Below are 25,116 nucleotides of genomic sequence, written 5' to 3'. Positions count from 1 at the left end.
AACGAATCCACAGCGCAATCGGCTATTTGTCACCGGTTCGATTTGCTGCAAGCTTTGAGAAGAAAACAAAGAAAAGGGAAGCATAACCTTTCACTTAATATGTGTCCACTATCTTGACAGAGGTCCAGAAAGTCATTAAAAATGCTGATGTGGTCGCTCGTATGGCCAAACCACCAAGTAGCTACTTGGAAATTACTCGGAAAAATAATATAATGAAACTATGACGAAGAACGTCCTTTCCTATTGGAGAGGGCGTTCTTTCTTGTTAAAGGCAGTCAACCAAATAGAGAAGAAAGGAGAACAGGTGTATGCCGTATGAGGAAGCGCATCGCGCGTTTATGAAGCTTCATTTGAATAGCAGGAGTGGAGAGCGTAAAGGCAGATTGGCTAGAGGGCACAAATATGCCGAGCAAAAGTTTCTGGAGCAAGTTTGGTGGCCTGTGGTAGGCAACTTCGATCATCTACATCCTGAATATGAAGTTAGCGACTGGAACCGGAAATCGATTTACTTGGATTTTGCCTATATTACACCTTTATGCAGGATTGCGATTGAATGTGATGGCTATCAGAGCCATGTGAAAGATATGGATCGGGAGAAGTTCAGCTACTCTTTAAACCGGGATACGTTTCTGACAGGTATGGAATGGAGAGTGGTGCATTTTTCGTTCGATGATATTGATCAACGCCCGGAGTTGTGCAGAATGCTGCTTAAGCTGGTATTGGCTCCCCATTTGATGCATCAAGCTGCTAACAGAGATGAGAAGAAAGACTTGCACCATATTGAGCGAGAGATTATCGCATTGACCTGGAGGCTCGGAGCAAAGATAAAACCTAAAGATGTAAGTGTTTTTCTGTCGATTAGCTATAGAACTAGCAAAAAATGGATTGAGGTATTGTGCAAAAAAGGGATGCTGTCACCTATTCCCGGAAAAACAGGGACACGAGTGGGTAGATATCAGCTTAGTTCTAATGCAATTGAGTTCCTGGCGGGATAGTGGGAATAAAAACAGAGAGTGGCAGATATATGAGTTAGTAAGTGATTGGAAAAAGTCAGGATGAGGTGTCCGTAGTCTTTAGTAAGAATAAAGGAATAGGTAGTATAGAGGGACTAAGCGAGAGAATCGTTTCGGGAAATGGAGGGGAGTGAGGAGATAACAATTTCTAAGCTATTTGCGGCTTTGTAGTAACCAAAGGTTCATGCCCAAAGATAAATCCTAAAAAAGCCATGAGTACATCCTATTCTATTAAAAAAATTAATATAAGTCTATTTCTTTATTTGAATAAATTGTATTGTTAAATACGCAGCCGCGGTGAATAGGGAAGATGAAGGGAGAATATCCGTATGATCTCGTTAAGAAAAATCACGCTGGAAAACCGGCGTGCCATGTTCAATTTGGAGGTAGCCGAGGAACAGCGGCAGTATGTGGCGTCGAATCTGTCGAGTGTGGCGTCCTGCTATGTTCTATCGGTCAACGGGGGGCATCCTTATCCATTCATTATTTACGCAGATGAACAACCGGTGGGATTTGTGATGATAACCTATGGGATCACGGGGTATGAGGAACCTTCTCTGGCAAAGGATAATTATTGCATCTTGCGGCTAATGATTGATAAGCAGCATCAGCATAAGGGCTATGGACGAGAAGCGATGGGCAAAATTCTGGAGTTTATTCGCACCTTCCCGGCGGGAGGCGCCCAGTATTGTTGGATTCCCTATAAAGGAGATAACACCGCTGCAAAAAAGCTGTATGAAAGCTTTGGCTTTCGTGACAATGGCGAAGTCTTTAATAATGAGTCCATTACTGTTTTGGAGCTTTGACTCGTTGTAATGCTAAGTTGAATTATTGAGGGCAGGCTGGGGCGGCGTGTGAAGTGTTATGCTTTTGTTATGCTATTCTAAGTTACGTCGCTTCTCCAGCTCAACTACTTAGCGCCTATCCTCCATTTTTGTCGCACACGACATCTGTGATAAAATGATTGAGGTAGGGGTGTGAAAATAATGGAAAATCAACCAGTTGTACGGATCCAGGGGGTCAGCAAGGTCATCGGCGGCAAGAAGCTGATTGATTCCTTGACCCTGGATATTCCCTCGGGTCAGGTCTATGGATTTCTGGGGCCTAACGGGGCCGGCAAAACAACGACCATTCGGATGATCGTCGGACTGATGTCTATTACGGAGGGCGACATCCTCATTCAAGGCTCGAGTATCAAGCATGAATTTGAAGAGGCGATTAGCCATGTCGGAGCCATTGTGGAAAATCCGGAGATGTACAAGTTTCTCTCCGGCTACGAGAATCTGCTGCATTACGCCAGGATGTCGCCGGGTGTATCCAAAGCGCGTATCATGGAAGCCGTCGAGCTTGTCGGCATGGAACATCGCATCCATGATAAGGTGAAGACCTATTCGCTTGGCATGCGGCAGCGGCTAGGTGTGGCTCAGGCCATCCTGCACCGGCCGAAGCTGCTTGTGCTGGACGAGCCGACAAACGGGCTGGACCCGCAGGGGATCCGGGAGCTGCGCGATTATTTGCGCCGTCTGTCCCGGGAGGAGGGGACAACTGTGTTTGTCTCAAGCCATCTCCTGTCCGAAATGGAATTAATGTGCGACACGGTCGCTGTGATTCAGCAGGGCAGACTGATCGATGTGAAGGAGCTTGGACATAGCGGGAAAGCAGATGGCTCAGGAGGAGCCGATCAGGTGCAGGAGACCGTGTTTGAAGTGAATGCGCCAGCTGCAGCACAGGATCTGCTTGTCAGCCTTGGCTTCAGCTCCAGAGCGGAAGAGAACGGGGTTGTCCTAACTGTTAACCGGACTGACGCGGCGCAAGTGAATGCGAGACTTGTTAATCACGGAATCGCGGTCTATGGTATCCGGCCGGTCACCCGGTCGCTGGAAGATCAATTCCTAGAGATGACGGGAGGCGGACGCATTGACTGATTTTTTCAGACTAGTTCAGAATGAAAATATGAAAATCTACCGCAGGCTCCGCACCTGGATCATGTTCGCCATCCTGCTGGCGTTAAGCATCCTGTTTGGCGTCCTGTTCTATCTGGGAAGCTCAGGCACCATGCAATTGACCGCATGGGATGCGGTGGACCAATTGTCGTTCCTGTATTACCTGGCTTCCATCTTTGCCGTGGTCATCGCCGCCGATAGCGTAGCCAGCGAATTTACATGGGGAACAATTAAATTGTTATTGATCCGGCCCTGGACCCGGACCAAGGTTTTGGCTTCCAAGCTGCTATCGGTATTGCTGTTCACAATTGCTATCAGCGCCGTATTCCTGATATCCAATATAGCCATCGCTTTTCTGCTCTTCCCGAATGAGGCGTCAATGCTATTCCCGCAGGGAACGAGCCCGTTCGTTTCCATCATGGAGAGTTTGATGTACAGCTATATTGACCTGCTCATCATCGTTGTGTTTTCATTCATGCTGTCGACCGTCTTCCGGTCAAGCGGGCTGGCTATCGGATTGTCTATGTTTATCTTGTTTGCCGGCAACATCTTCACTATGCTCTTTCACCCAAACCGGTATGAGTGGGCGAAATACATGCTATTTGTCAACATGGATTTGAGCAAATATCAGGGAGGAGCCGTTGGACCCGCGGGAATGACAATGGGATTTTCAGTTGCCATCCTGTCAGCCTATGTCCTGTTATTCCTTGTAATCAGTTGGCTGGTCTTTAAGAAGAGAGACGTTGCCGCGTAGTTTCCTGCGAGAGCGCAGCTACAGCCAATATAAAACCAACCAATGATTTTGCCGCGTGCCGGAGGGCAACGTGTGAAGGTTGCTTACGATCGCTGTTGTTCGCGGATTCCTTTGATTGAGTAAAATCTGAAATGGTAGGAATCCACTCGCAAAGGCGAACACTCCGTTTCTTCAGCACACTTCACACTTATGCCCTTATTAGGCGGGTTCTTTAGTTCGGCTTTATAGGTGCCGAATACACTATAGCAGCTCCCCCTCCGTACGTCGGAGGCATGGCAGAATTCACCAGAATCACTTGCCTAGTCTACAGGCTCGTTCATTCAGCATAGCATCTTGATGCCTGATGCATTACAACAGTAACTGCGCATCATTGCACCTTCAGCGGGTAGGTGCATGGACAACTACCCACACAAGGACTATCCCCGGCAGATTCCGTAAAATGGTAACAAAGTACGTATACGCGCACACACCTCGCATCATGCAGATCTCACACTGCGCGAAGCTCCCAATGTACGGTGCTTCACAGCATGACGATGTTGGCAGACCCCATGCATATACGGATATAGTGAAATTCTTTCGCTTAAAGTTGGCTAAAACGTGGGTTTGGCTAGTGACTGGCGATTCTAAGGTAAGTTTTTTCACTATATGTGGGTTCGAGCGTCGAATGGGAAATTTAAGGTAAGTAATTTCACTGGAGCGTGGCCAGAATGAGGCTGAATAAGTGGGGTGAGTGAAGCTCGGAACAAGACTGGAATGCGTAGTCGGATAACGAAGTTCCGCGTTCCGCATAAGGCCGAGGTAACGTGCGACTAGGCGCAACTCCTGGCGCTCAGTGTTCCATTGGCTGTGCGTAAAGTGAATCGCACAGGCCTCCATTTGTGATGCCTAGCCTAAGGCGAGCCTGGCAGCAAGGGGAAGTTGGGAGGAGGCTTGCGCGTAGTCTCCTGCTTGTATGCCACAGGTGGCCTGCTTACTGTAATGAAACATGTGGCACAACCATGGTGCTATCTGGCGTATCAGTTAAACAGCAAAGGAGAAGTAGTTAGGGCATAAGTGTGAAGGTAAAAGCTTTCTGTAAGAAAGCTACTTCGGAAGCATAGAGCGTTAGCGTTCGCCTTTGTGAGCGGATTTCTCCACTGTTAGAATTTAGTCCAATCATAGAAATCCGCGAACAACAGCGATCGTAGCAACTCTTCACACGTTGCCCCTCTGACGCGCCTCTTTATGTTTTGCACAGTATCTTATTTATTACCCCGCCTCGGGTCTTGGAGTCTGTTTTTTGACAGGGGACTTGTCGGCTTGCTTGTCGGAGCCTTTTTCCATATCCTTATCCTTGTTCTTGCTGAATGCCTGCACGGCAGCTTCACGTTCCATATGGCTTGAGCCGTTCAGAAGCCCGCCCTCCACAATGACCAGCTTGGTCACATTCACATTTCCGTCCACTTGACCGCTTCCGGTGATCGTCAATTTGCCTTCACTGACGATATCGCCGATGACATGTCCGGCAACGATAATCTCTGCTCCGCGAATGCTGGACTTCGCTTCTCCGGTCTCGCCGATAACGACCTGCCCGGCACATTCAATCTCACCCTGAAAATGACCTTCAATCCGCAGATTGGCTTCGCACTCAAGCTTTCCCTGTGCGGAGGTGCCAAGTCCGATCAAGGTGTAACGGGTGCCTGCGGGCTGCTTATTCTTTCTTCTCATAAGGGTTGTAGCCTCCTGTCTTATCCATTGTTTGATTTAAGGTAAGGGAGCGGATCGACCGTCTTGCCCTTCTTCAAAATCTCAAAATGCAAATGAGGCCCGGTGCTGCGTCCGGTATTTCCCAGCTTGCCAATCTGTTGCCCCTTGCTGACTTCATCCCCCTCGGATACCGTAATCTTACTCAAATGCAGATACCAGCTCTCCAGGCCTTCCGGATGCTCGATCACAATGTATTTGCCATGGGAGTTGTCACTGGCGACGGTAACCACTTTGCCGGCCCCGGCTGCGTAGATCGGATCGCCTGTCTTGCCTGCAATGTCGATTCCGGCATGGAAGGCAGCGCGCCCCGAAAAGGGATCGCTGCGATAGCCGAAGTTGGAAGTTATCCGCTGGGACAGGGTTGGCCATTCGGTCGGTGTGCCGGCAAGCTTGATCTGGGTCTGCTCCGCAATTTGAAGAGTAGCGGGCATATTTCGCTCCATCTCATCCAATAATTTGCTCATTTCTGCAAACTGCTCGCGCGTATCCTCGGCAAGCTGTTCAATTTCCGTCTCGTGAACGGCAATAAATTCCCCGCCAACACCATCGTTTGCATACCAACTGCTGTCATTCATGGAGAGGGAGGAGAGCTTGCCCGGCTCCCTTCCGCTACTTTCAGAACCGTATTTATCGATGAATTTTTGCAGCTCGGTCTCAAGCTCGGCCATTCGTTCCATCCGGTCCATCATGTCCCGGGATTGTCCAGACAGGGCAATCACTTCATTCTGCAGACGCTCGATGGCGGCATCCTTATCCGTAACAGTGGCTTCAAAACGCAATTGTTGGGCTTGCAGCATACTTTCCAGATTATTAACCGTTTGGTTGGATTGAATTTGAAGACTGACGATCAAGCCGCTGATCGACAGCAATGCGATAAGCGGGACGGCGACGACCAGCGGCTTGGATACCTGAACTTGCTTGACAGGCTGGTTGGCGTCCTTGAGAACAAGCAGGGTTATCCGCCTAGGATTAGGTAAGCCTATGCTGGCTGTTTTCATGTCGGCTCCTCTCTTAAATCGGATTTATAATTATCTATTCCTATGACTCTCAATTCATGTCAAAAAAACGCCTTGTCTGATATACATGGTGCTCCATGAATAAATTGCTTGCATGATGGTTAATGCTGATTTAGAGGGAAAGGAGGACGGTTATGATCTGGCTGAGCCTGTTGTTGGTTGCATTTATTTTTCAGATTGCTACGATTCTGGTCCTCGAGTTCCGAAACCCGGGCAGAGCGGTAGCCTGGATGCTGATTCTGTTTGCGGTGCCTTTCATCGGATTTGTCCTCTATTACTTTGTGGCGCAAGACTACAAGAAGCGGAGAAAGCTTCGCAGAAGAGGGAGCCCGTTATTTCAGGAAATGAAGGCCAAGCTTTGGCAGCAGACAGAAATTATAGATTCCATCGAACAGATGAAAAACAAGGATTTTCAGGGACAGGAGCGGCTGTTCAGTCTGTTAACCCGGCTGTCGGAAAGCCCGATCACAGGCTGTAATGAGACTGAAATCTATAGCAGCGGAGAACCGGCGTTCCATGCCATGTTAGAGGCGATGTATCGTGCCAGGCACCACATACATATTGAATTCTACATATTCAGGGATGATGGTATTGGACGGCAATTCAAGCAAGCCATGATGGAAAAGGCCTCCCAGGGCGTAAAGGTGCGTCTTGTCTGTGACGGACTGGGAAGCTACCAGCTTCCGCAGGCATTCGTAAAAGAGCTTGAACAGGCCGGGGTCGAGGTGTACTTCTTCTTGCCTCCCTTGATCGCCATGCTGGACCGGCGGGTGAACTATCGAAATCACCGGAAGATCCTTGTCGTAGATGGGCAGGTTGGCTTTGTCGGGGGATTGAATATAGGCGATGACTATCTGGGCCTGTATGAAAATATGGGGTATTGGCGAGATACGCATCTGAGGATTAGCGGTGATGCTGTTTATGATCTCCAGCGCACTTTTCTTGGGGATTGGCAGCTGGCCTCCGGCAATCTGGTCTCGGAGCCCGGTCTTTTCCCGGAACATTGCTGCAAGGGAGAAGAGCATGTGCAGATCCTGACCAGTGGTCCTGACCAGCATTGGGATGCCATTCAGGAGATGTGCTTCGGGGCCATTGCCGTGGCTAAAAAAAGGGTGTGGATCACTTCGCCGTACTTCATACCTGACCCAAGTATTTATGCCGCCCTGAAAACTGCAGCAGTGGCCGGTGTAGAGGTTATCGTCCTGCTTCCCTATCATTCGGACAGCCGATTGGTGAAGCTGGCCTCCCTGTCTTATGTGGAGGAGCTGATGCAGGCAGGAGTCCGGTTTTATGAATATACCAAGGGCTTCGTACATGCCAAGGTATTAATTGTGGACGATCTTGTGGGCACGGTGGGAACGGCGAATATGGACATGAGAAGCTTCTTTTTTAATTTTGAAATGCTTGCTTTGCTGTTTGACCGCGAACCCATCCAACGGCTGGAGAAGGATTTCCTGCAGGATCTGAGCGACTCCCGGGAAATCCGGCAAGAGGAATTTATGGCGCGGCCGCGCAGACAGAAGGGAGCAGAGCTTGTCGCCCGGTTGCTGTCACCGCTCTTATAGAAGCCAATCAGGGCTTGCTTCCGCTCCCGGCCCCTGTTCGCTGCAGATGGTTGATGATGACATCGACGGGCTGCGGCGGGATGGCGGAGAGCAGATCGCCGTAGCGGGCCAGTCTTTCCCCTATATTCAGCAGATGGTAATCGGCAGGCGAGGGATTCTGCCGGACCTCCTCCCAGAGAAGAGGCGTAGAGACACTGGCCGCCAATCGTGCTCTTGGGGTGTACGGAGCAGCAAGCGTCTTGCCGGCGTAATGCTGTAAGTAGTCAAAGTAGATTTTGTCTTCCCGGTCCTTCTTCATCCGTTCGATCGTAAACAAATCCGGCCGCTTCTCCGTCACAAAACGGGCGACAAAGTGGCCGATAAGCCGCAGCTCGTCAAAGGTAATCCCGTGAGAAATCGGGACGATAATCTGAATCCCGGTGGCTCCTGAAGTCTTGGGAACAGAAGCAATCCCCAGGGAATCCAGCACCTCTCCGACGAAGGCGGCGGCCTCCATGATTCGTGGCTCTTCCTCGAGCGAGGGATCCAGATCGATCATCCACTCGCAGGGCAGATTCTCTCCGATATAGTGCAGGGACGGATGGAACTCGATCGCAGCCAGATTGCCAAGCCAGAGCAGGGTCGGAAGATTGTTCAGCACGATATAGCGAATTTCCTCATGTTGAACGGTCCGGACATAATCCGGCAGCGGCTCGGGAGCATTTTTCTGATAAAAAAAGGTGCCGTGAATTCCGCCCGGATAGCGGATCGTCGTGAGCAGGCGGTCTCTGCAATAAGGGAGCAGGTACGGCGAGAGCTCGGTCAGCTTCTGCAAATAGATAAGCTTGGTGATCCCGGCTTCCGGCCAGAGCAGCTTATCCGGATTGCTTACCTGGATCTCTTGTCCTTCGATAACAATGCTGCCTGTAATGCTTTTGGGCATATGTTCACCTCAATTTCTTAGAAGGTTATTCATTTAAGGAGGGCTACGCATGGATCTGCAGCCTGTTATTCCGTTTGAGCCGATACTGGTCAAGGAGCTTCCATCTCCCGGCGATCCCTGGATCGCGCAGGTGAAATGGGACGGCGTACGGATGCTGACCTACTACGACGGGCAGAGTCTGCGGCTCATCAATCGCCGGGGGAATGACCGGACCCTCCAATATCCGGAATTTGCCGGATTGAATGAGAGCTGCCGGGCAGGCTCCTTTATTTTGGATGGAGAAATGATCGCATTGACAGGCGGGAAGCCATCCTTTCACCAGATTATGGGCCGGGACAGTCTGCGGCGGCAGATGGAAATTACGTTCGCTGTACGGCGAATTCCTGTCATCTACATGGTTTTTGATCTGCTCTACTGTGATGGTGAATGGGTAACCGGGCTTCCGCTCCGGCAACGGCAGGACAGATTACGTCAACTGATCATCCCCAATGAACACCTCCAGCTAGTCCCGAATGTGGAAGAGCCTGCTGCTCTCTACCGGGTCATGGAGGAACGAGGCTGGGAAGGCATCGTCTGTAAAAATCTGGACAGTAGCTATGCCATTGGGGGCAAGGATGCCCGCTGGCAGAAGCTGAAGCTTAGTCATGATCTCCATGCGGTCATCGGCGGGGTAACCTACCGGGACGGGCAGGTCAATGCCCTGCTGCTTGGACTCTATGACGAGGAGGGCAGACTGATCTATATCGGCCATGCCGGGAGCGCCCGCTGGCGTGCCGAGGATTGGAGACGGGTAACCAAGGAGGCTGACCGGCTTACAGCTGCAGGGAGGCCATTTCTGAATCCTCCGGCCCGTTTGAAGGATACGATATGGCTGCGGCCGGAGCTGACGGTCAAGGTATCCTTTATGGAGTGGACCCCCGGCGGAACGATGCGCCACCCGGTCATTCAAGGCTGGAGTCCGCTTGAGCCAAAGAGATGCCTGCTGTCCCAAAGCATGTAAGCAGATTCTGCTTCGATCAGGAGATGGTTTTCTGAGCTTTCTTCGTACTCTTGCGCTTGGGCTTAGGTTCACCTTCGGCTTCACCTTCACCTTCGGCCTTGAACTTGGCCTTGGCCTTGGCGCCGCTCTTGGTTCGCTTGGCAGCGGCTGGTCCCGGATCGGCAGGGATAGGCTTCACGGCCTCAATGCTGGCCTGCAGAGCGGCCATCAGGTCGACGATATTATGCTCTGGCTTGGCTGGGGCAAGGCTGATCTCTTCCCCAGCTACCTTTTGTTCAATCAGCTTCAGCAAATTAACACGGTAATCGTCGTTGTATTTCCCTGGCTCAAACGGCGTAGAGAGCTGCTCAATCAGCAGCTTCGCCATCGTAAGCTCCTTATCCTGAACCTGAATGTTCTCTGGCAAATTCGGAACCTGGGCGATGGGGCGAATCTCGTCCGGATAGAAGATCGTCTCCACCGCCAAACAATCCTCGATCACACGGATGGCGGCAAGGCTGCTTTTAGAGCGGATCGCAACCTTGGCGACTCCGATCTTCCCGGTCTGCCGCATCGCTTCAAGCAGAAGGGAATACGCATTGGCTCCAGCCTGATCGGGTGACAAATAATAGGTTTTTTGAAAATAGACCGGATCGATCTCATGCAGATCCACGAAATCAAGAATCGTAATGGTCTTCTCCGTTTGAGAAGATAACTGTTCAAGCTCCTCCTTGGTAAACAGCACATACTTGCCCTTCTCGTACTCATATCCTCTGGATATTTCCTCCCAATTTACGTCAACCTCACAATTCGGGCATCTTCGGACATAAGAGATCGGACTGCCGCAAACCTGATGAATGTATTTCATGGAGATATCTTTGTCCTCTGTAGCAGAGAACATTTTAACGGGAACATGAACCAGACCGAAGCTGATCGCGCCTTTCCATACGGTGTGCATCGCAGGCTCCTTTCGTATTGGCAGCAAAGGGAATGTTTCGGACAAGCCGCACTGCTTTTCCGCCGACCTTTACTGTGATTTCCTGTCTTGTTGAACAACGTCTATAGTATGGGTGAAATTGCGTTTTCTATGAATCGTTCCTCCAGCGCTGGATGCAGGCGCCTTATTGCGGGGGGAAGGATGGACCGATATAATGAGGACAGACGTTTGTAGGTTCCGGCGGATGAACAGGAAGGATAATTTATCATGAGACTAGCTAAAGACAGGGCGGATGCAGATTATATTTTTGAAGCGGGCAGTCTGGAGGAGACGGAAATGCTGGCGGCTTATTTGGCGCGCCGATCAAAGGCAGGAACTGTGATTGCGCTGGACGGGGATCTCGGCGCAGGGAAGACAGCCTTCTCCCAATTGTTTGCAAAGCATCTTCAGGTGCGGGATACGGTGAACAGCCCGACGTTTACGCTGATTAAAGAATATGAAGGACGCCTTAAGCTGTATCATATGGATGTGTATCGCCTCTCCCTGGAGGAGGCTGATGAGCTGGGGCTGGACGAGTATTTTTATGGTGAGGGAGTCTCGCTGGTGGAGTGGGCCAGCATAATTGAAGAGATTCTTCCCCCAGAGCTGCTGGAAATTTATATCGAGACAGAATCCGCTGCTACCCGGAAATTTTATTTGATTGGCCATGGACAACCCTATGAGGCATGGGTTCATAGCCTGCGAGAGAATGGAGTCATGCTGCATGAATAAGATACATCAACCGGCTGCGGAGCCCGCTGTGGCCCGCCGCCTGCTCGCCTTCGACACCTCGACCTCCTCTTTGGCGGTTGCGGTGATGGAAGGAGGAAGCTTGCTGGCGGAGCATCATCTTCACGCCGAGCGCAATCACTCGGCGGTGCTGATCAGCGCGATCCAGGAGGCGCTGGACAAGGCCGGCATCCATAAATCGATGCTGGACGGCATTGCCGTCGGCGTTGGCCCCGGCTCCTATACAGGAGCGCGGATTGCCGTAACGACGGCGAAGACGCTCGCCTGGGCGCTGAAATTGCCGGTCTACGGCATATCGAGCCTGGAGGCGCTGGCGCTGGGTGGCTGGGCGCGTGCCGCGGGCCAGACTGTGGCGGCGCTGGGCGCAAGCGCCGCAGGCTGCGGCGGGCGGTCTGCTGCGAATGCATCGCAGAACGCCGCCGAGGAGCTTGTCAGCGGGGACTGGATTGTCCCGCTGATGGATGCGCGGCGCGGCCAGGTATATACCGCGCTGTTCACGGCGAAGCCGGGCCGGATGCCGGAGCGTCTGGCATCCGACGGCATTCGCCTGATGGCGAGCTGGATGAGCGAGCTCGCCGGACGACTGGAGGCGGCCGCGCCGGAAGAGCGGCCCGCCCGAATCTGGATCGTGGGCGAGACCGAGGCGGGGAAGGCGCAGCAGCACGCTGAGGCGGCCTGCGAGATATTGGGTCCGCATGCAGGTGAAACGCTGCAGGTGTTCCCTTATGAGCTTGAAGGTGCCTGGGTCGGACTTGCGGGCTTACGCCGCAGCCTCCTTGGAGATAGCGATCAGCTTCATACATTGGAGCCTAATTATACACAGCTTGCAGAGGCCGAAGCCAAGCGCCTTGGCAAGGGATAGGGGGAGCTTACAGATGGCGATCCATAACGAGAACGAGACAACACCTGCAGGTTCTGTGTCGATCCGTAAAATGACCCTGGAAGATATCCCGGACATTATGATTATTGAGCATGAGTCCTTCACGCTGCCTTGGAGCGAGGAAGCTTTCCGCAATGAGCTAACCATGAATCATTTCGCTAAATATTTGGTCATGGAGCTGGACGGAAAGCCGATTGCCTATGGGGGAATGTGGACGATTGTGGATGAAGCGCACATTACAAATATTGCCGTTCGTACCGCCCATCGCGGACAGGGCTTGGGAGAAACGTTGCTGCTTCAACTGATTCAGCTGGCGATGGAGTACCGTATTGAACGAATGACGCTTGAAGTACGGAAATCCAACCTAGTCGCTCAAGCACTTTATTCCAAGCTTGGCTTTGAACCGGCGGGCATTCGTAAAGGCTATTATTCCGATAATCAAGAAGATGCCGTCATTATGTGGTACGAGCTGCCGGAGCAACTGGTTTGGGAAGAGGAAGGAAGCGAAGAGATCGATGAATGAGCAACAACAGGAATGCTATATTTTAGCAGTGGAGACAAGCTGTGATGAGACTTCCGTTGCCGTGGTCAAGAACGGCACGGAGGTGCTGTCCAATTTGATCGCAAGCCAGATTGAGACCCACAAGGCATTCGGAGGCGTTGTTCCCGAGGTGGCTTCCCGCAAGCATGTCGAGAATATTACCATTATGCTGGAGGAAGCGATAGATCAGGCAGGAATCGCTCCGGAGAAGCTGTCAGCCATAGCGGTGACAGAAGGGCCTGGTCTGGTTGGTGCGCTGCTTGTCGGGATTATGGCGGCGAAAAGCCTTGCTTTTGCTCTCGAAAAGCCCTTAATCGGAACACATCATATTGCAGGACATATCTATGCCAACCGGCTGGTGGGAGAGATTCACTATCCAGCTCTAGCCCTTGTCGTCTCAGGCGGTCATACCGAGCTTGTGCTTATGGAGCAGGAAGGAAGCTTTAAATTGCTGGGCCGCACCCGGGACGATGCCGTTGGGGAAGCATACGACAAAGTCGCTCGGGCCCTCGGGTTCCCCTATCCCGGCGGGCCGCATGTAGATAAGCTGGCGATGGAGTCCCGGACATGCGAGGGCATGCCTCGGGCTTGGCTTGAGCCGGATTCATATGATTTCAGCTTCAGCGGCCTGAAGTCGGCGGTGCTGAATGCAGTAAATCAGCATCGGATGAAAGGTGAGGAAGGCTATGAGGCAGGGATTGCCAGAGGCTTTCAGGAGTCGGTCATTGAGGTTGTAGTAGAGAAGGCCGTTCGGGCCGTGAAAGCTTGCGGCGCCGTGCAGCTCCTGCTGTGCGGCGGTGTAGCGGCGAACAGAGGTCTTCGGCAAGCTTTGACCGAGCGCTGCGAGAAGGAGCAAATACCGCTTACGATCCCGCCGCATCGTTATTGCACGGATAATGCTGCCATGATCGGAGCCGCCGCCTATCTGAAGTACAAGCAAGGCTCCTATTCCGGACTGGAGCTAAAGGCTGAGGCTTCCATGTCGCTGGAGGCATGGACGGTAAGATGACCAGGGACAGGGACATCCGTTCTGGAGTTACCTCGCGAATCACGGAAATAAGTGCTAAAAAGCATTAAAATAAGCAGAGAGCTGATGTCGAGCTAAATAAGACCTCTTGCAGTTAAATCTCTCTTTAAAAGTGAACAAACAAAAAAGTCGGGCGGGAAACCTACTGTTTTCTCGCCCGACTTTTTTTGTTTTGAACTTTGTAGACACCTTTATTATGCTGTTACCAGGACTTGAAGGTGACTTCTTCCTTTTGAGTATTTTGTCCTTTAGAGGCGGGCGGCGCACTCTGAGTTTCGGTTTTCAACTCCGATGCTGCTGCGGCTTCTTTCTTGGATGCCTCGTCTTGTACGGGGGCTCCGGTTCCGCCAGCCATACGGCTAGTTCCTTCAAAGATACTGCCTTCTTCAATCGAGATCGAAGCGGCGGACATATTTCCGAACAGCTTGCCCTTCGCCGTAATCGACAGCTTGCTCCGAGCCTGGATATTTCCATTCACTGTTCCAGCGATGATGACGTTCCTCGCAAAAATATTGGATTGAACGACCCCCTTTTCGCCAATGGTAACATCGCCCTCGCATTCAATGTCGCCGATGATTTGACCTTCAACTCTTACGCCTGCCGCGGACTTGATCTTTCCTTCGAATATGCTTCCTTCGCCGATTAAGGTATCCGTAGTGTTAGGATCGACTTTAGCGGCTTTATTACTTTTAAACATCGTTATTCATCCTCTCCCGGAATGGTTAAATAGTTAATGGGATCAACAGGGGATCCTTGCTTAATGACTTCAAAATGAAGGTGCGGGCCAGTGCTCCGTCCGGTGGAGCCGAGCAGTCCTATGGTATCCCCTTGCTTAACGGTATCCCCTTTGCTGACGCTGATCTCCTTCAAATGCATATAATTCGTCTTCACTCCGGAAGGATGAGAGATGGTAATATAATTGCCTCTGGCAGAGCTATAGCCTGTATCCGTGACGGTTCCATGCGCAGAGGCATAGATCGGATCTCCGGATGGGCCGCCTATGTCGATTCCGTTGTGGGACGTCAGGGTGCCATTGAACGGGTCTCTCCGCGTGCCGAAGGTAGAGGTAATACGGACAGATTCTGTCGGCCAATACGTAGGCAGAATCGTCATCATTTCTTTGTATTTCTTTAAATTAGTCTTGGTTTGCTCCATGCGGCTCTGCAGCTCGGGCATTTCCTCGAGCGAGGAACTGATGCTCAGCTTCGTCTCCTCAATCAGCATGCTGACCTCTTCATCTGACAGCGGGATCGCTTCCCCGCCTACTCCGCCTTCTATATCTGCATGCTCCATCGTCTTATCGGAGTCGGTAAGAATATTGCCGGTGCCGGATGATTTGCGGCCGCCGCTGGTAATGGCCTTCATATCGGCTTCGAGCTGTTCAAGCTCCGCCATCTTCGATTCAATCGTCTTTGACTTCTCGGATAAGTCCATTAGTTCAGTCAGCAGTTCGTCGATTGCCTGCTCTTTATTGGCGACCGTGCTCTCCAGCCGATTGGTCGAGGTTGATAATTCGGCCTTCAAGCTTACAATTTGGCCCGTGTGCTGACGGTTCATGATCATCAGCATCATTAGCATACCAAGCATGACAAGCAAGATAGCTGCTAAAGTGATCATGGAAAAAGAGCGCATGTTGAATCGGAATACCGGGCTGGTTCCTTCGGGCACGATGAGCACGGTATACTTCTTGTTCTTAGGTCTTAACTTGAGCTTCATTTGATCCTCCTGAAATCCTATAATCCTCCAAAAACTTCTCCGGTCAATAGTCCAAAGGTATTTATTCGGCAAAACCATCCAAATCCCTCCTGAAATCAAAAAAAATGTACTCAAAATCACATAATCCAGAAGGAATCTGTCGTATCGTAGCGAAATCAGTTGTATCGTGTCTTCCTTGGCTAGATTTGGATATGGATATTTTTTGGTTGAAGAGGAGGTAATTATGATTAAAATAGCTGGTATTGATGTGGGGAATGATAGCGTCAAGGTCGTCGTGGACGGCTCGTCCCGTCCGATATTAATCCCTAGCATTGTTTCCCCAGGATATGAAAGACATATTTTGCAAGAAGAGGATTCTCCCTTGAAGGCGCTGGATGTACAGATTCGCAGCCCTAAGCTGAAGAGAAGCAACCAGCGGTATTTTGTTGGAATGCTGGCTATGGAGGATCAGGATAATTCCGAGCTGGAGGAAACAGATAACAAAGCGACCAGTGATCAGGCTCTGGTGGTTGCACTTACAGCTCTTGCTTATGCCGCCCTGGCAGACCAGTCCTACCCGGCTGCAGGAAGCCTGGAGGAAGTCGAGTATATTATCGGCACAGGTCTTCCGGTACGTTCGTTTGTAGCCTTTCACAGTGCTTTTGAAGAGCGCCTGACCGGTGAACACGAAGTGGCGTTCTTATCTACACCGGGTCTTCGCGGACGTACAGTTCGGATTACCATCCGACGTGTGGTGGTATCCGTCGAAGGGGCCGCTGCCCTGTATCATTTGGCGACAAATGATCAATTACAGGTGAACAATGATGAGATACATAACGGCTGCATCGGGATTTGTGAAATCGGTGCGCTAACCACTGATTTTCCGGTGGTAAAGCGAATGAATATTGACAACCAATTCAGTACTGGCGAACAGTTTGGACTCGCTGCCTACCTGGATTCGATCATTCGGGATGTCGAGGATCAATTTGGCTATCGTTTTCCGAGCCGGGCTAAGCTCATCGGCAGAATCCGCAACCGGGAGTTTGCGATTCAGCGGGTAGGTGAAGGTAAAGCCGATATCCGGCCGATTGTAGATATGTATTTTAGCCGTGCAGCCCAAAAACTGGTTGATCTGATCCGTAAACGGTGGAAGAAATACCCGGATATCGAGTGCTTCTACGTTCTTGGTGGCGGTGCTTCCGCCTTGCGTTCCTATATTATTGATGCAGCAGGCAGCATGAGGCTGAGATTCGAGGAAGACAGCGAAATGTTGAATGTTCATGGATATTTGAAGCTTGCAAAAAGTAAGTCAGGCTATTCCCAAAGCGGGGCGCCTGCCAATTAATCATCAAAAAAGAAGAGAAGTTTGTACTAAAGGAGACGGGCTGAATTTTGGGCTCGTCTTCTTGTTATATAATAAATACCAGACAGGGAGTGATTGGTATGCAAGAGATACAAGGTCAATTATTTACTCAATCAACAATATTGCAGGATTTAAAAGAGCTGGGAATCGAGTCAGGCATGACATTGATGGTTCATTCCTCCTTCAAGTCGTTAGGCTCATGGGTAGCTGGCGGGCCGGTGGCTGTCATTCTTGCGCTGGAGGAAGCGCTTGGGGAGACAGGCACCCTTGTCATGCCGACGCACTCCAATGACCTTAGTGATCCGGAGGGCTGGAGGAACCCGCCCGTACCTTCGGAGTGGTGGGAGGAGATTCGCGAGCATATGCCTCCTTATGATCCTCACTTGACACCGCTTTGGTTCATGGGGATTATTCCTGAACTGTTTCGCAAACAGGAAGGGACGATGCGAAGCGGTCATCCCCATCATTCCTTTGCGGCAAGAGGACCAAAGGCAGCCAGCCTTATTGCCGGCCATGCTCTTGCCTTCGGCTTGGGGGAGAATTCTCCGCTGGCCAGACTCTATGATGCAGAGGGCTGGATTTTGCTGCTGGGTGTCGGTCATGGGAATAATACCTCGATTCATTTGGCAGAGTACCGGGCTGAGTTTTCGGGAAAAAAGCAAATCCCTAATAAAGCACCCTTACTTGTAGACGGGGTTAAGCAGTGGGTGGAGTTCCCAGATCTGGAGCTGAATTCGGATGATTTTGTAGTGATTGGAGAAGCATTTGAGACCGAGACAAAGCAGGTCAGACGAGGGAAGGTCGCGGGCGCTGAAGCAATTCTTGTTCCGCAGCGCGCATTGGTCGATTATGCAGTAGGCTGGATGGAGCGGAACCGGTAACTTTGCCCCAATTTATTTGTCAAGATGTGGACAAAGTTATCCACATACGTGAATGATTTTTATGAAAAACAGATGAAAGCTTGCCTGTCAGTGAGGGAAGCACTTTCTCGAAAAACACCTCATTTTTTTCAGAAAACTGTGGATAATGTGCATAAGTCGGTGGATAAGCCATGAAAACCAGTTCATTTCCGGTTAAAATGCGGAAAAAAGCGACCTTGCGAGGTCGCTTTTGTTGTGAATAAACTACTGCATAACTGTAGATAAGTCTTTTTTGTCAGCTTCATGTTTTTTTCTGCGGGCTGACCATAGCCGAAGCCCGGTGAGCAGTGCGGCAACCAAGCAGATTACTGCTGAGGTTGTGTAAGCAGCCTTCATGCCAAAGAGGAAAATGTCAGGACGGCCAGGGATCAGATCGGTGACCCGGTAACCAGCTTTTGTACTCATCGTGTGGAACAGGACAGTGGTGGCCACGGTAATTCCGGTGACCATGCCGACATTGCGGACGAGCGAGTTTACGCTTCCTGCCACACCGAGTTGGGATCTTGGAGCCTGTGACATAATCAGCGAGTTATTGCCCGGCTGGAAGATCCCGTTGCCAAGACCGAGCATGGCGATGAGCAGGATGACGATTGAGAGCGGACTTCCATCATGAAGGGATGCCAGGCCGATGTGGGTGGCGAACATCAGCAGGAGTCCGACGAAGGTCAACAGCTCGGAGCCGATCTTATCGGAAAGCGCCCCGCTTAACGGAGATACGATAACCATGATGACCGGGAAGACCATAAGGACAAGTCCGGCATGAAAAGGCGACAGATTCAGGATGCTTTGCAGATAAAACGGCGACAGGATGTTATATGCGAAATTTGCCGCAAAGGTAAGAAAGCCGCACAGGATGCTCAAAGAGAATAATGGATTTTTGAATAGACTCAATTGCAGCAAAGGCTCTGCTTTTCGTGCTTCGACACTTAAAAAGGCTGCCAGCACAAAGACGGATGCAATAAAGGATGCGATGATCCACGGGTTGTTATATCCGGTCTGCTGACCGAGCAGCAACCCTGAAAATAAGGCAAGAATGAACAGCGTGAACAGGATGCTTCCCGAGGCATCAATCTTGACCTTAAGCAGGCTGACATCCTTAGGAAGAAGGCGCCAGGCAATGATCACGGCCGCAAGACCGATCGGAACGTTCACCCAAAATATATACTGCCAGCCTAGTCCGGATACGATAACGCCGCCAAGGCTTGGCCCCGCTATACTTCCAAGAGATACGAAGGTTCCTATCAGCCCGAGAGCCTTGCCTCGCTCATTTTTGGGAAATATCTCGGTTACAATCCCCTGGTTGTTCGCCATTGTCATTGCAGCGCCGAGTGCTTGCACAGCTCGGGAAAGGATAAGGGTGATCAGCGTGTTGCTAAGTCCGCATAGCAGCGAGCCGATGAGGAAAAGAAGCATTCCCCATTTGAACACTTTGATTTTGCCAAAAATATCGCCGAGCTTGCCGAAAAATAAAATTGCCGCACAGATCACCATTAAATAGCTCGTGACGACCCACTCCGTTTGAGCGACGGGTAGTTCGAGGGTCTGCGAAATTGAAGGCAATGCAATGTTGACAATACTTCCGTCTAATGTCGCCATAAAGGTAAATAAGTTAAGAATGATGAGAAGCGTCCAGCGTCTCTTTTGAATGGACGGGTCATCCGCAAAGGAACGTGGAGCAGTTAGTGTGTCTTGGGATTGCATGCTATGTAGCACCTCTCTCTAGTCGTATGAAGAATTAGTTGCACACGCAACTATATGATGCTCACCTATTGTACTTCTATTTAGTTGCATGTGCAACTAATTTAAGGTACTATTTTTTACATGAGCCAGGGAAAGGGAGTACCTTCGATATGAATTCCATCGGCAAACTAATTTCTTATAGTAATCGGATCTATCAGAAGCATTTATCCAAACGATTAAAGCAAATAAATTTTGGAAGCGGGGCTCATCAGAGTTACCTGATTCTGGTTCTGAAACAGCCTGGGCTTACCCAGGAGCAGCTTACGAGTGAAGTGAAATTCGACAAGGCGACGACAGCGCGGTCCGTAAAGCAATTGGAGGAGGCTGGATATGTCGAGCGCAGGGTGGACGAGAAGGACAGGCGCTCCTATCGGCTTTATCCCACAGCGAAGGCCAGGGAAATTGAACCCGAGATGTATAAGGTATTGGCAGACTTGAATGAGCATCTGACGCGTCATTTGACACCGGAAGAGCGGGAGCAGTTGTCGGCGCTGCTGGAGAAGCTGTATGAAGGAATTAAGGAAGAAAGCGAATGAATATAGCAATAGGGTGTCCCTATCATCATAGATGGTTGGAGACACCCTATTATATCTATATAAGCTATTCCTCCTCGGCAGCTAAAGCTTCCCACTCTTCATAAGCTTCAGCCAATGCCGCCTTCTGTTGGTCAATGGTATTCTGGCGTTCTTGAACAGCTTCATAATTCTGATAAACTTCTGGCAGCGCCAATTCGGTCTCCAATTCGGCAATGCGGGCTTCCACTGCCGAGATGGTCTCCTCCAGCTGTTCCATTCGACGTTGACGGGCACGCTCCTGCCGTTTCATTTGCTTGTCAGCTTCATAGGAAGCAGCTCCTGTTTTACTGTTCCCTGTTGTGTCCGGGTCTTCGGTGAGAACAGAGGTTTTGCTTTTTGTCGATTCAGTATTTGCCAATTCAGCGGCCAATTCCTCAAGCTCCTGCTTCTTGGCAAGATAATCGTCATAATTACCCAGGAAATGCTCGGCGCCCTGCGGATGAAGCTCAATGATGCGTTCCGCCATTTTATTCAGGAAATAACGGTCATGGGAGATGAATAGCAGAGTTCCGTCATATTCTAGCAGCGCCGACTCGAGCACTTCTTTGCTGAATAGATCCAAATGGTTCGTCGGTTCGTCAAGAATCAACACATTGGCCCGTTGAAGCATCAGCTTGGCTAGAGCGACTCGCGCTTTTTCTCCGCCGCTTAATGAAGAGACCTTCTTAAGCACATCCTCGCCGCTGAACAGGAAATTGCCAAGCACGCTGCGGATTCGGGCCTCCTCCATATAAGGGTACGTTCCCCAAACCTCTTCCAACACCGTATTCTGCGGGTTCAGATGACTCTGTTCCTGATCATAAAAGCTGATTTTGACCTTAGCACCCCAGGAAATACTGCCTGACGAGGGAGCAAGATCATTGGTCAACATCTTCAATAGTGTTGATTTGCCGATTCCGTTCGGTCCAATAAGCGCGACAGTTTCGCCGCGGCGAAGATAGAAGCTTACATTTTGAAACAGAGGCTTGCTTGCACGATCGAATGAAAAGGATAATTGATCGACCTGGAGCACATCCTTGCCGCTCATGATCTCCGCCTCAAAGGAGAAATTGGCCTTCTTGAGATCGCCCAGCGGCCGATCCAGCACATCCATTTTCTCCAGCGCCTTCCGGCGGCTCTGCGCGCGCTTCGTAGTGGAAGCACGTACGATATTGCGGCGAATGAAGTCCTCCATCCGGGCAATCTCATCCTGCTGCTTTTCATAAAGCTTCATTTGGCTCTCGTATTCTGCGGCTTTAATCTCAATATAACGGCTGTAATTCCCGGTATACCGGTGAGACTGATGACGTTCGATTTCCACAATACAGGTCACAAGTCGGTCAAGAAAATACCGGTCATGGGATACAACCAGCAGAGCGCCTGAGTAATTGCGGAGATAATCCTCCAGCCAGGTCAAAGTCTGGATATCCAGGTGGTTCGTCGGTTCATCCAGCATAAGCAGGTCTGGAGCCTGAAGCAAAATCCGTGCCAATGCCAAGCGGGTCTTCTGACCGCCGCTGAGGGTGGAGACGATCGTAGACGGGTCAAAGGAGCCGAAGCCCATACCGTGCAGCACGCTTTTAATCCGGGTCTCGATTTCATAGCCGCCATGATCCTTGAACCAATCGGATTTGACGGCATATTTGGTCAACAAATCCTGATAGGCCTTGTCTTCGTGATTCAGGGATGGATCGGCAATCTCAGCCTCCATCCTTCTTAGATCCTGCTCAGCTTCCGTCAGCTCGGAAAATACGGCCAGCATTTCCTCCCAAATGGATCGATCGGATTGAAGGCCGCTGTTCTGGGCAAGATAGCCCACCCGAGTTTCTTTCGCCTTGAATATTTGTCCGCCGTCCGGCGAGATTTCATTCGCTAAAATTTGCAGCAGGGTAGACTTCCCCGCTCCGTTCACACCAACAAGACCAATCCGGTCTCGCTCCAGAACTTGCAGATCAACGCCTCCAAGGATGGTGGTTACACCATATAGCTTGGTAATTTCAGTAGCTTGAAGCAGCATATTGCGTGACATCCTCCCAAATGAACTTGCACTCTATGCCTAGTGTACATGAAAATACAGTGAAATGCATCGCTATTCCCGCTAAATGAGCTTGTTTCTGTAATAGTGAAAGTTTTCATTTTAACCTAAGAATGATACACTAAGAAGTAGAATCAAAAGAGGTTGATGGCCCGAAAAAGGAGTCTTTCATGGAAAGGGTACAGGACAAGCAGGCACTTAGAGATAAGATGAAGCGAATTCGTTCACAGGTTCCCGCGGCTTCAAGAGAACTGCAGTCCAAGGCGGCCAGCCTGCTGGCCGAGTCGGAATGGCTCGCTCCGCTTCGGAAGGCAAGAGGCAGGGAACTGAATGTATGCTGCTATCTGTCCTTTGGAGATGAACCGGATACGGGATACCTGCTTCAAAGCTGCAAGGCTCAAGGGGATCGCTTGATCGTGCCTCGTCTTGTTGGACGGACCATGAAGCTGCACCTGCTGGAGCAGCACCAGGAGCTAGTGCCGGGACTTTGGGGAATTCCAGAGCCGCCTGGAGATGCGGAGGAATGGGGCAGTGAACGGTACGGGGAGATCGATGCGATCATCATTCCCGGACTGGCGTTTGATAATTGGGGCGGAAGGATCGGCTTCGGAGCAGGGTATTATGACCGGCTTATCGCACAGATTAGAGCTCAAGAGGCATTCCGCGTACGGGATCATGAAAGCAGCAATTTCCCTGCAGAGCTAGGAGCCATTGCGCTGCGAGAACAGATTCTTGAAGAACGGGTGCCTATGGAGCCTCATGACTTTAGAGTGGACAGAATTTTTACTCCTGATGGGATTATGGAGATCAATGATGCGTAAGCAGGACCCAAGTGTATATGAATTACTGCGTTTTTAAGCTGCAGAGGAACATAGATAGCTTTGCTATAGAACAGGAGGGTGACTCATGGTTTGGAAGACAGCGATCCTAACGGCAAGTGACAAAGGAGCCAGAGGCGAGCGTGAGGACACGAGTGCCCAGGTAATCCGCGAGCTGGTGGAGGAAGAGTTGGGCGGTGAGATTGTAGAATACCGGATTGTTCCTGATGATCCGGATGAGATCATTGCGGCATTGATTGAGATGACGGATTACTTTCAAGCGGATCTGGTGTTGACTACGGGAGGAACGGAATTGGCGATCCGGGATGTGACTCCTGAAGCAACGCGGAGAGTTATCGAGCGGGAAGTACCCGGAATGGCTGAGGCAATGAGACACGCTGCCATGCAGAAGAATCGGGGAGCCATGCTGTTTCGCGGAATCGTCGGCATTCGCGGCCGTACCCTGATCGTGAACTTGCCAGGGACACCGAAGGGGGTTCACGAGAACCTTGCTGCCATCATGGATCAGCTTCCGGAAGCTTTGCTCATGGTGACGGGGCAGTTCAGATTATAATTCCTATTTTTCTGACATAAAGTTGTCACACCGATGGACTAATTCTGTGATATAGGTTATGTTATTACTATATTGATGAAAGGGTTTTCGGAGGGGGAGAATAATCATGTCAGGCGGACTCCTACTTATTATCATAGCGGCACTGCTGCTCTTTGGACCGAATAAGTTACCGGAACTGGGGCGGGCTGTCGGTCGTACATACCGAGAATTTAAAGAGGCTACCCGTGATATTGCGGAGGATTCACCTGTCGCCAAGCCAGAAGCGGAATCAGTCTCAACAGAAGCTCAGAGCGAGAAGCGGGATACGAGGCGCTTACCTGAATAGCCAGTCTATATTGTATTTGAGTGTCCCTTCCTGTTACAGGGAGGGACATTTCCATGATATTGCTTGTTGCGGAGACAATTCCTGCTGAGTAAGGGAGGTAGTTGGATGAGTGAGGACAAAGCGCGTGAGCAGCAGACGGTGGTAGATCATCTGACTGAGCTCCGGCGCAGGCTGGTTTATGTGTTAATGGTGTTTGTCCTGGTACTTGTGGGAGCTTTTTTTATCGTTGATCCGATCTATCATTACATGACCATAAATGTGCTGTCCGGAGTCATTATTGAGTTAAATGCCTTTTCGTTCTGGGATGGCGTTGGCGTCTATATGAAGATCTCCATGCTGGTTGCGTTGGCCGTAACCCTTCCGTTTACCTTGTACCAAATCTGGGCCTTTGTCAGTCCGGGTCTGAAGCCTAGGGAACGTAAGGCTACATTGCGCTATATTCCTTTTGTCTTCATCTTGTTTATTCTGGGCCTAGCCTTTGGATATTTTGTTGTCTTTCCCTTGGCCATGACCTTTACCGGAACTGTAAACAAGGAGTTGGGCCTTGTCGAAACTTACGGGATGGCAGATTATTTTACATTTCTAATGAATATTGTTCTTCCGATCTCTCTATTGTTTGAACTGCCGTTAATTATTTTATTTCTTACGCAGCTTCGGCTGTTGAATCCGACACGTCTGAAAAAGATGCGGAGAGTTGCTTATTTCATTCTCGTGGTGATCTCGGTGATGATTACGCCGGCCGATTTTTTCTCTGCGTTTTTGGTCCTGATCCCGCTGATCATCCTGTATGAATTCAGTGTGGTTTTATCCGGCAGAGTGTATAAGCGGCAACAGGAAAAGGATGCGGAGAGAAACGAAAAGGCTGCTTCTTCCAATTGACCGATCCGTGCTGATTATGGAGCTGTCTCAGAAGTTCTTGCCGACACTTCTCTCGTCGTAGTTAACTGCAAGAGCGCAGCAATGCGAATACACCAACGACA

25 protein-coding genes are annotated in these 25,116 nt (G+C 50.5%); 17 read left to right on the top strand and 8 right to left on the bottom strand.

All coding sequences use genetic code 11. The annotated features are described in order from the left end of the window. Positions 1–308 precede the first annotated feature (308 nt). The 4 genes from KI362_RS11090 (at position 309) to KI362_RS11075 (ending at position 3,710) form a co-directional block, all read left to right on the top strand. The gene (locus KI362_RS11090) at positions 309–995 is read left to right on the top strand and encodes a hypothetical protein (RefSeq protein WP_301627257.1); all 687 of its coding nucleotides are present in this window, start codon (positions 309–311) and stop codon (positions 993–995) included. Between the two features lie 347 nt (positions 996–1,342). Continuing rightward, positions 1,343–1,819, top strand: coding sequence for a GNAT family N-acetyltransferase (locus KI362_RS11085; protein ID WP_301627256.1), 477 nt, complete (start codon positions 1,343–1,345; stop codon positions 1,817–1,819). 180 nt (positions 1,820–1,999) lie between these two features. Next, positions 2,000–2,938 carry an ABC transporter ATP-binding protein gene (locus tag KI362_RS11080; protein WP_301627255.1) on the top strand — a complete coding sequence of 313 codons (939 nt, stop codon included), beginning with the start codon at positions 2,000–2,002 and terminating at the stop codon, positions 2,936–2,938. Then, entirely contained in the window at positions 2,931–3,710 is a 780-nt protein-coding gene (locus tag KI362_RS11075; protein WP_301627254.1) for an ABC transporter permease, read from the top strand. The genes KI362_RS11080 and KI362_RS11075 overlap by 8 nt, the downstream gene beginning before the upstream one ends. A 1,248-nt stretch (positions 3,711–4,958) precedes the next feature. Here the strand turns inward: KI362_RS11075 and KI362_RS11070 are convergent. Together KI362_RS11070 and KI362_RS11065 are read right to left on the bottom strand one after the other, a co-directional pair. Next, positions 4,959–5,417, bottom strand: a complete 459-nt coding sequence (locus KI362_RS11070) for a bactofilin family protein (RefSeq protein ID WP_301627253.1) — start codon at positions 5,415–5,417, stop codon at positions 4,959–4,961. Between the two features lie 20 nt (positions 5,418–5,437). Further along, positions 5,438–6,454 (bottom strand): M23 family metallopeptidase, encoded by a 1,017-nt coding sequence (locus tag KI362_RS11065; protein WP_301627252.1) that lies wholly within the window; start codon positions 6,452–6,454, stop codon positions 5,438–5,440. 152 nt (positions 6,455–6,606) lie between these two features. Here KI362_RS11065 and cls point away from each other — a divergent pair, with 152 nt between their 5' ends. Next, positions 6,607–8,037: a cardiolipin synthase gene (gene cls / locus KI362_RS11060; protein ID WP_301627251.1), complete on the top strand. Its 1,431-nt coding sequence runs from the start codon at positions 6,607–6,609 to the stop codon at positions 8,035–8,037. A 7-nt stretch (positions 8,038–8,044) separates the two neighbouring features. Here the strand turns inward: cls and ligD are convergent, their stop codons facing one another. Next, positions 8,045–8,959 carry a non-homologous end-joining DNA ligase gene (gene ligD / locus KI362_RS11055; RefSeq protein ID WP_301627250.1) on the bottom strand — a complete coding sequence of 305 codons (915 nt, stop codon included), beginning with the start codon at positions 8,957–8,959 and terminating at the stop codon, positions 8,045–8,047. Positions 8,960–9,008: 49 nt separating this feature from the next. Between ligD and KI362_RS11050 the strand changes: the two genes are divergently transcribed. Beyond that, positions 9,009–9,959: an ATP-dependent DNA ligase gene (locus KI362_RS11050; protein ID WP_301627249.1), complete on the top strand. Its 951-nt coding sequence runs from the start codon at positions 9,009–9,011 to the stop codon at positions 9,957–9,959. A gap of 16 nt (positions 9,960–9,975) precedes the next feature. Here the strand turns inward: KI362_RS11050 and ku are convergent, their stop codons facing one another. After that, positions 9,976–10,896 carry a non-homologous end joining protein Ku gene (gene ku / locus KI362_RS11045; protein ID WP_301627269.1) on the bottom strand — a complete coding sequence of 307 codons (921 nt, stop codon included), beginning with the start codon at positions 10,894–10,896 and terminating at the stop codon, positions 9,976–9,978. A 246-nt stretch (positions 10,897–11,142) separates the two neighbouring features. Here ku and tsaE point away from each other — a divergent pair, with 246 nt between their 5' ends. The 4 genes from tsaE to tsaD are packed head-to-tail and all read left to right on the top strand — an operon-like array spanning position 11,143 to position 14,094. Next, positions 11,143–11,646: a tRNA (adenosine(37)-N6)-threonylcarbamoyltransferase complex ATPase subunit type 1 TsaE gene (tsaE, locus tag KI362_RS11040; protein ID WP_301627248.1), complete on the top strand. Its 504-nt coding sequence runs from the start codon at positions 11,143–11,145 to the stop codon at positions 11,644–11,646. After that, the gene (gene tsaB / locus KI362_RS11035) at positions 11,639–12,526 is read left to right on the top strand and encodes a tRNA (adenosine(37)-N6)-threonylcarbamoyltransferase complex dimerization subunit type 1 TsaB (RefSeq protein WP_301627247.1); all 888 of its coding nucleotides are present in this window, start codon (positions 11,639–11,641) and stop codon (positions 12,524–12,526) included. Before tsaE ends, tsaB begins: the two co-directional genes overlap by 8 nt. Positions 12,527–12,539: 13 nt before the next feature. Then, a complete protein-coding gene (gene rimI, locus KI362_RS11030; RefSeq protein ID WP_374705650.1) occupies positions 12,540–13,067 on the top strand; it encodes a ribosomal protein S18-alanine N-acetyltransferase in 528 nt (175 codons plus the stop codon). Continuing rightward, on the top strand, positions 13,060–14,094 hold the full coding sequence (gene tsaD / locus KI362_RS11025) for a tRNA (adenosine(37)-N6)-threonylcarbamoyltransferase complex transferase subunit TsaD (RefSeq protein WP_301627246.1): 1,035 nt from the start codon (positions 13,060–13,062) through the stop codon (positions 14,092–14,094). The genes rimI and tsaD overlap by 8 nt, the downstream gene beginning before the upstream one ends. Before the next feature lie 220 nt (positions 14,095–14,314). Here the strand turns inward: tsaD and KI362_RS11020 are convergent, their stop codons facing one another. Next, a complete protein-coding gene (locus tag KI362_RS11020; protein WP_301627245.1) occupies positions 14,315–14,809 on the bottom strand; it encodes a bactofilin family protein in 495 nt (164 codons plus the stop codon). A gap of 2 nt (positions 14,810–14,811) precedes the next feature. Continuing rightward, positions 14,812–15,828, bottom strand: a complete 1,017-nt coding sequence (locus tag KI362_RS11015) for a M23 family metallopeptidase (protein ID WP_301627244.1) — start codon at positions 15,826–15,828, stop codon at positions 14,812–14,814. A 223-nt stretch (positions 15,829–16,051) separates the two neighbouring features. Here KI362_RS11015 and KI362_RS11010 point away from each other — a divergent pair, with 223 nt between their 5' ends. Together KI362_RS11010 and KI362_RS11005 are read left to right on the top strand one after the other, a co-directional pair. Further along, positions 16,052–17,152 carry a ParM/StbA family protein gene (locus KI362_RS11010; RefSeq protein WP_301627243.1) on the top strand — a complete coding sequence of 367 codons (1,101 nt, stop codon included), beginning with the start codon at positions 16,052–16,054 and terminating at the stop codon, positions 17,150–17,152. A 98-nt stretch (positions 17,153–17,250) separates the two neighbouring features. Further along, positions 17,251–18,051 carry an aminoglycoside N(3)-acetyltransferase gene (locus tag KI362_RS11005; RefSeq protein WP_301627242.1) on the top strand — a complete coding sequence of 267 codons (801 nt, stop codon included), beginning with the start codon at positions 17,251–17,253 and terminating at the stop codon, positions 18,049–18,051. 243 nt (positions 18,052–18,294) lie between these two features. On the opposite strand, the gene KI362_RS11000 is transcribed toward KI362_RS11005, so the two are convergent. Next, positions 18,295–19,791 carry an MFS transporter gene (locus tag KI362_RS11000; protein ID WP_301627241.1) on the bottom strand — a complete coding sequence of 499 codons (1,497 nt, stop codon included), beginning with the start codon at positions 19,789–19,791 and terminating at the stop codon, positions 18,295–18,297. A 149-nt stretch (positions 19,792–19,940) separates the two neighbouring features. Between KI362_RS11000 and KI362_RS10995 the strand changes: the two genes are divergently transcribed. After that, complete coding sequence (locus tag KI362_RS10995) at positions 19,941–20,366, top strand: MarR family winged helix-turn-helix transcriptional regulator (protein WP_301627240.1); 426 nt, start codon at positions 19,941–19,943, stop codon at positions 20,364–20,366. Between the two features lie 64 nt (positions 20,367–20,430). Here the strand turns inward: KI362_RS10995 and KI362_RS10990 are convergent, their stop codons facing one another. Then, positions 20,431–22,401 carry an ABC-F family ATP-binding cassette domain-containing protein gene (locus KI362_RS10990; protein WP_301627267.1) on the bottom strand — a complete coding sequence of 657 codons (1,971 nt, stop codon included), beginning with the start codon at positions 22,399–22,401 and terminating at the stop codon, positions 20,431–20,433. A gap of 188 nt (positions 22,402–22,589) precedes the next feature. Between KI362_RS10990 and KI362_RS10985 the strand changes: the two genes are divergently transcribed. The 4 genes from KI362_RS10985 (at position 22,590) to tatC (ending at position 25,015) form a co-directional block, all read left to right on the top strand. Then, positions 22,590–23,240, top strand: coding sequence for a 5-formyltetrahydrofolate cyclo-ligase (locus KI362_RS10985; protein WP_301627239.1), 651 nt, complete (start codon positions 22,590–22,592; stop codon positions 23,238–23,240). A gap of 85 nt (positions 23,241–23,325) precedes the next feature. Further along, positions 23,326–23,811: a MogA/MoaB family molybdenum cofactor biosynthesis protein gene (locus KI362_RS10980; protein WP_044477370.1), complete on the top strand. Its 486-nt coding sequence runs from the start codon at positions 23,326–23,328 to the stop codon at positions 23,809–23,811. Positions 23,812–23,917: 106 nt separating this feature from the next. Continuing rightward, the gene (tatA, locus tag KI362_RS10975) at positions 23,918–24,136 is read left to right on the top strand and encodes a twin-arginine translocase TatA/TatE family subunit (RefSeq protein ID WP_044477371.1); all 219 of its coding nucleotides are present in this window, start codon (positions 23,918–23,920) and stop codon (positions 24,134–24,136) included. Positions 24,137–24,241: 105 nt separating this feature from the next. Then, positions 24,242–25,015: a twin-arginine translocase subunit TatC gene (tatC, locus tag KI362_RS10970; RefSeq protein WP_301627238.1), complete on the top strand. Its 774-nt coding sequence runs from the start codon at positions 24,242–24,244 to the stop codon at positions 25,013–25,015. Positions 25,016–25,116 lie beyond the last annotated feature (101 nt).

The sequence above is a fragment of the Paenibacillus apis genome (assembly GCF_018333295.1).
GTDB lineage: Bacteria > Bacillota > Bacilli > Paenibacillales > Paenibacillaceae > Fontibacillus > Fontibacillus antibioticophila.
This window is presented reverse-complemented; position numbering and strand designations above follow the sequence as displayed.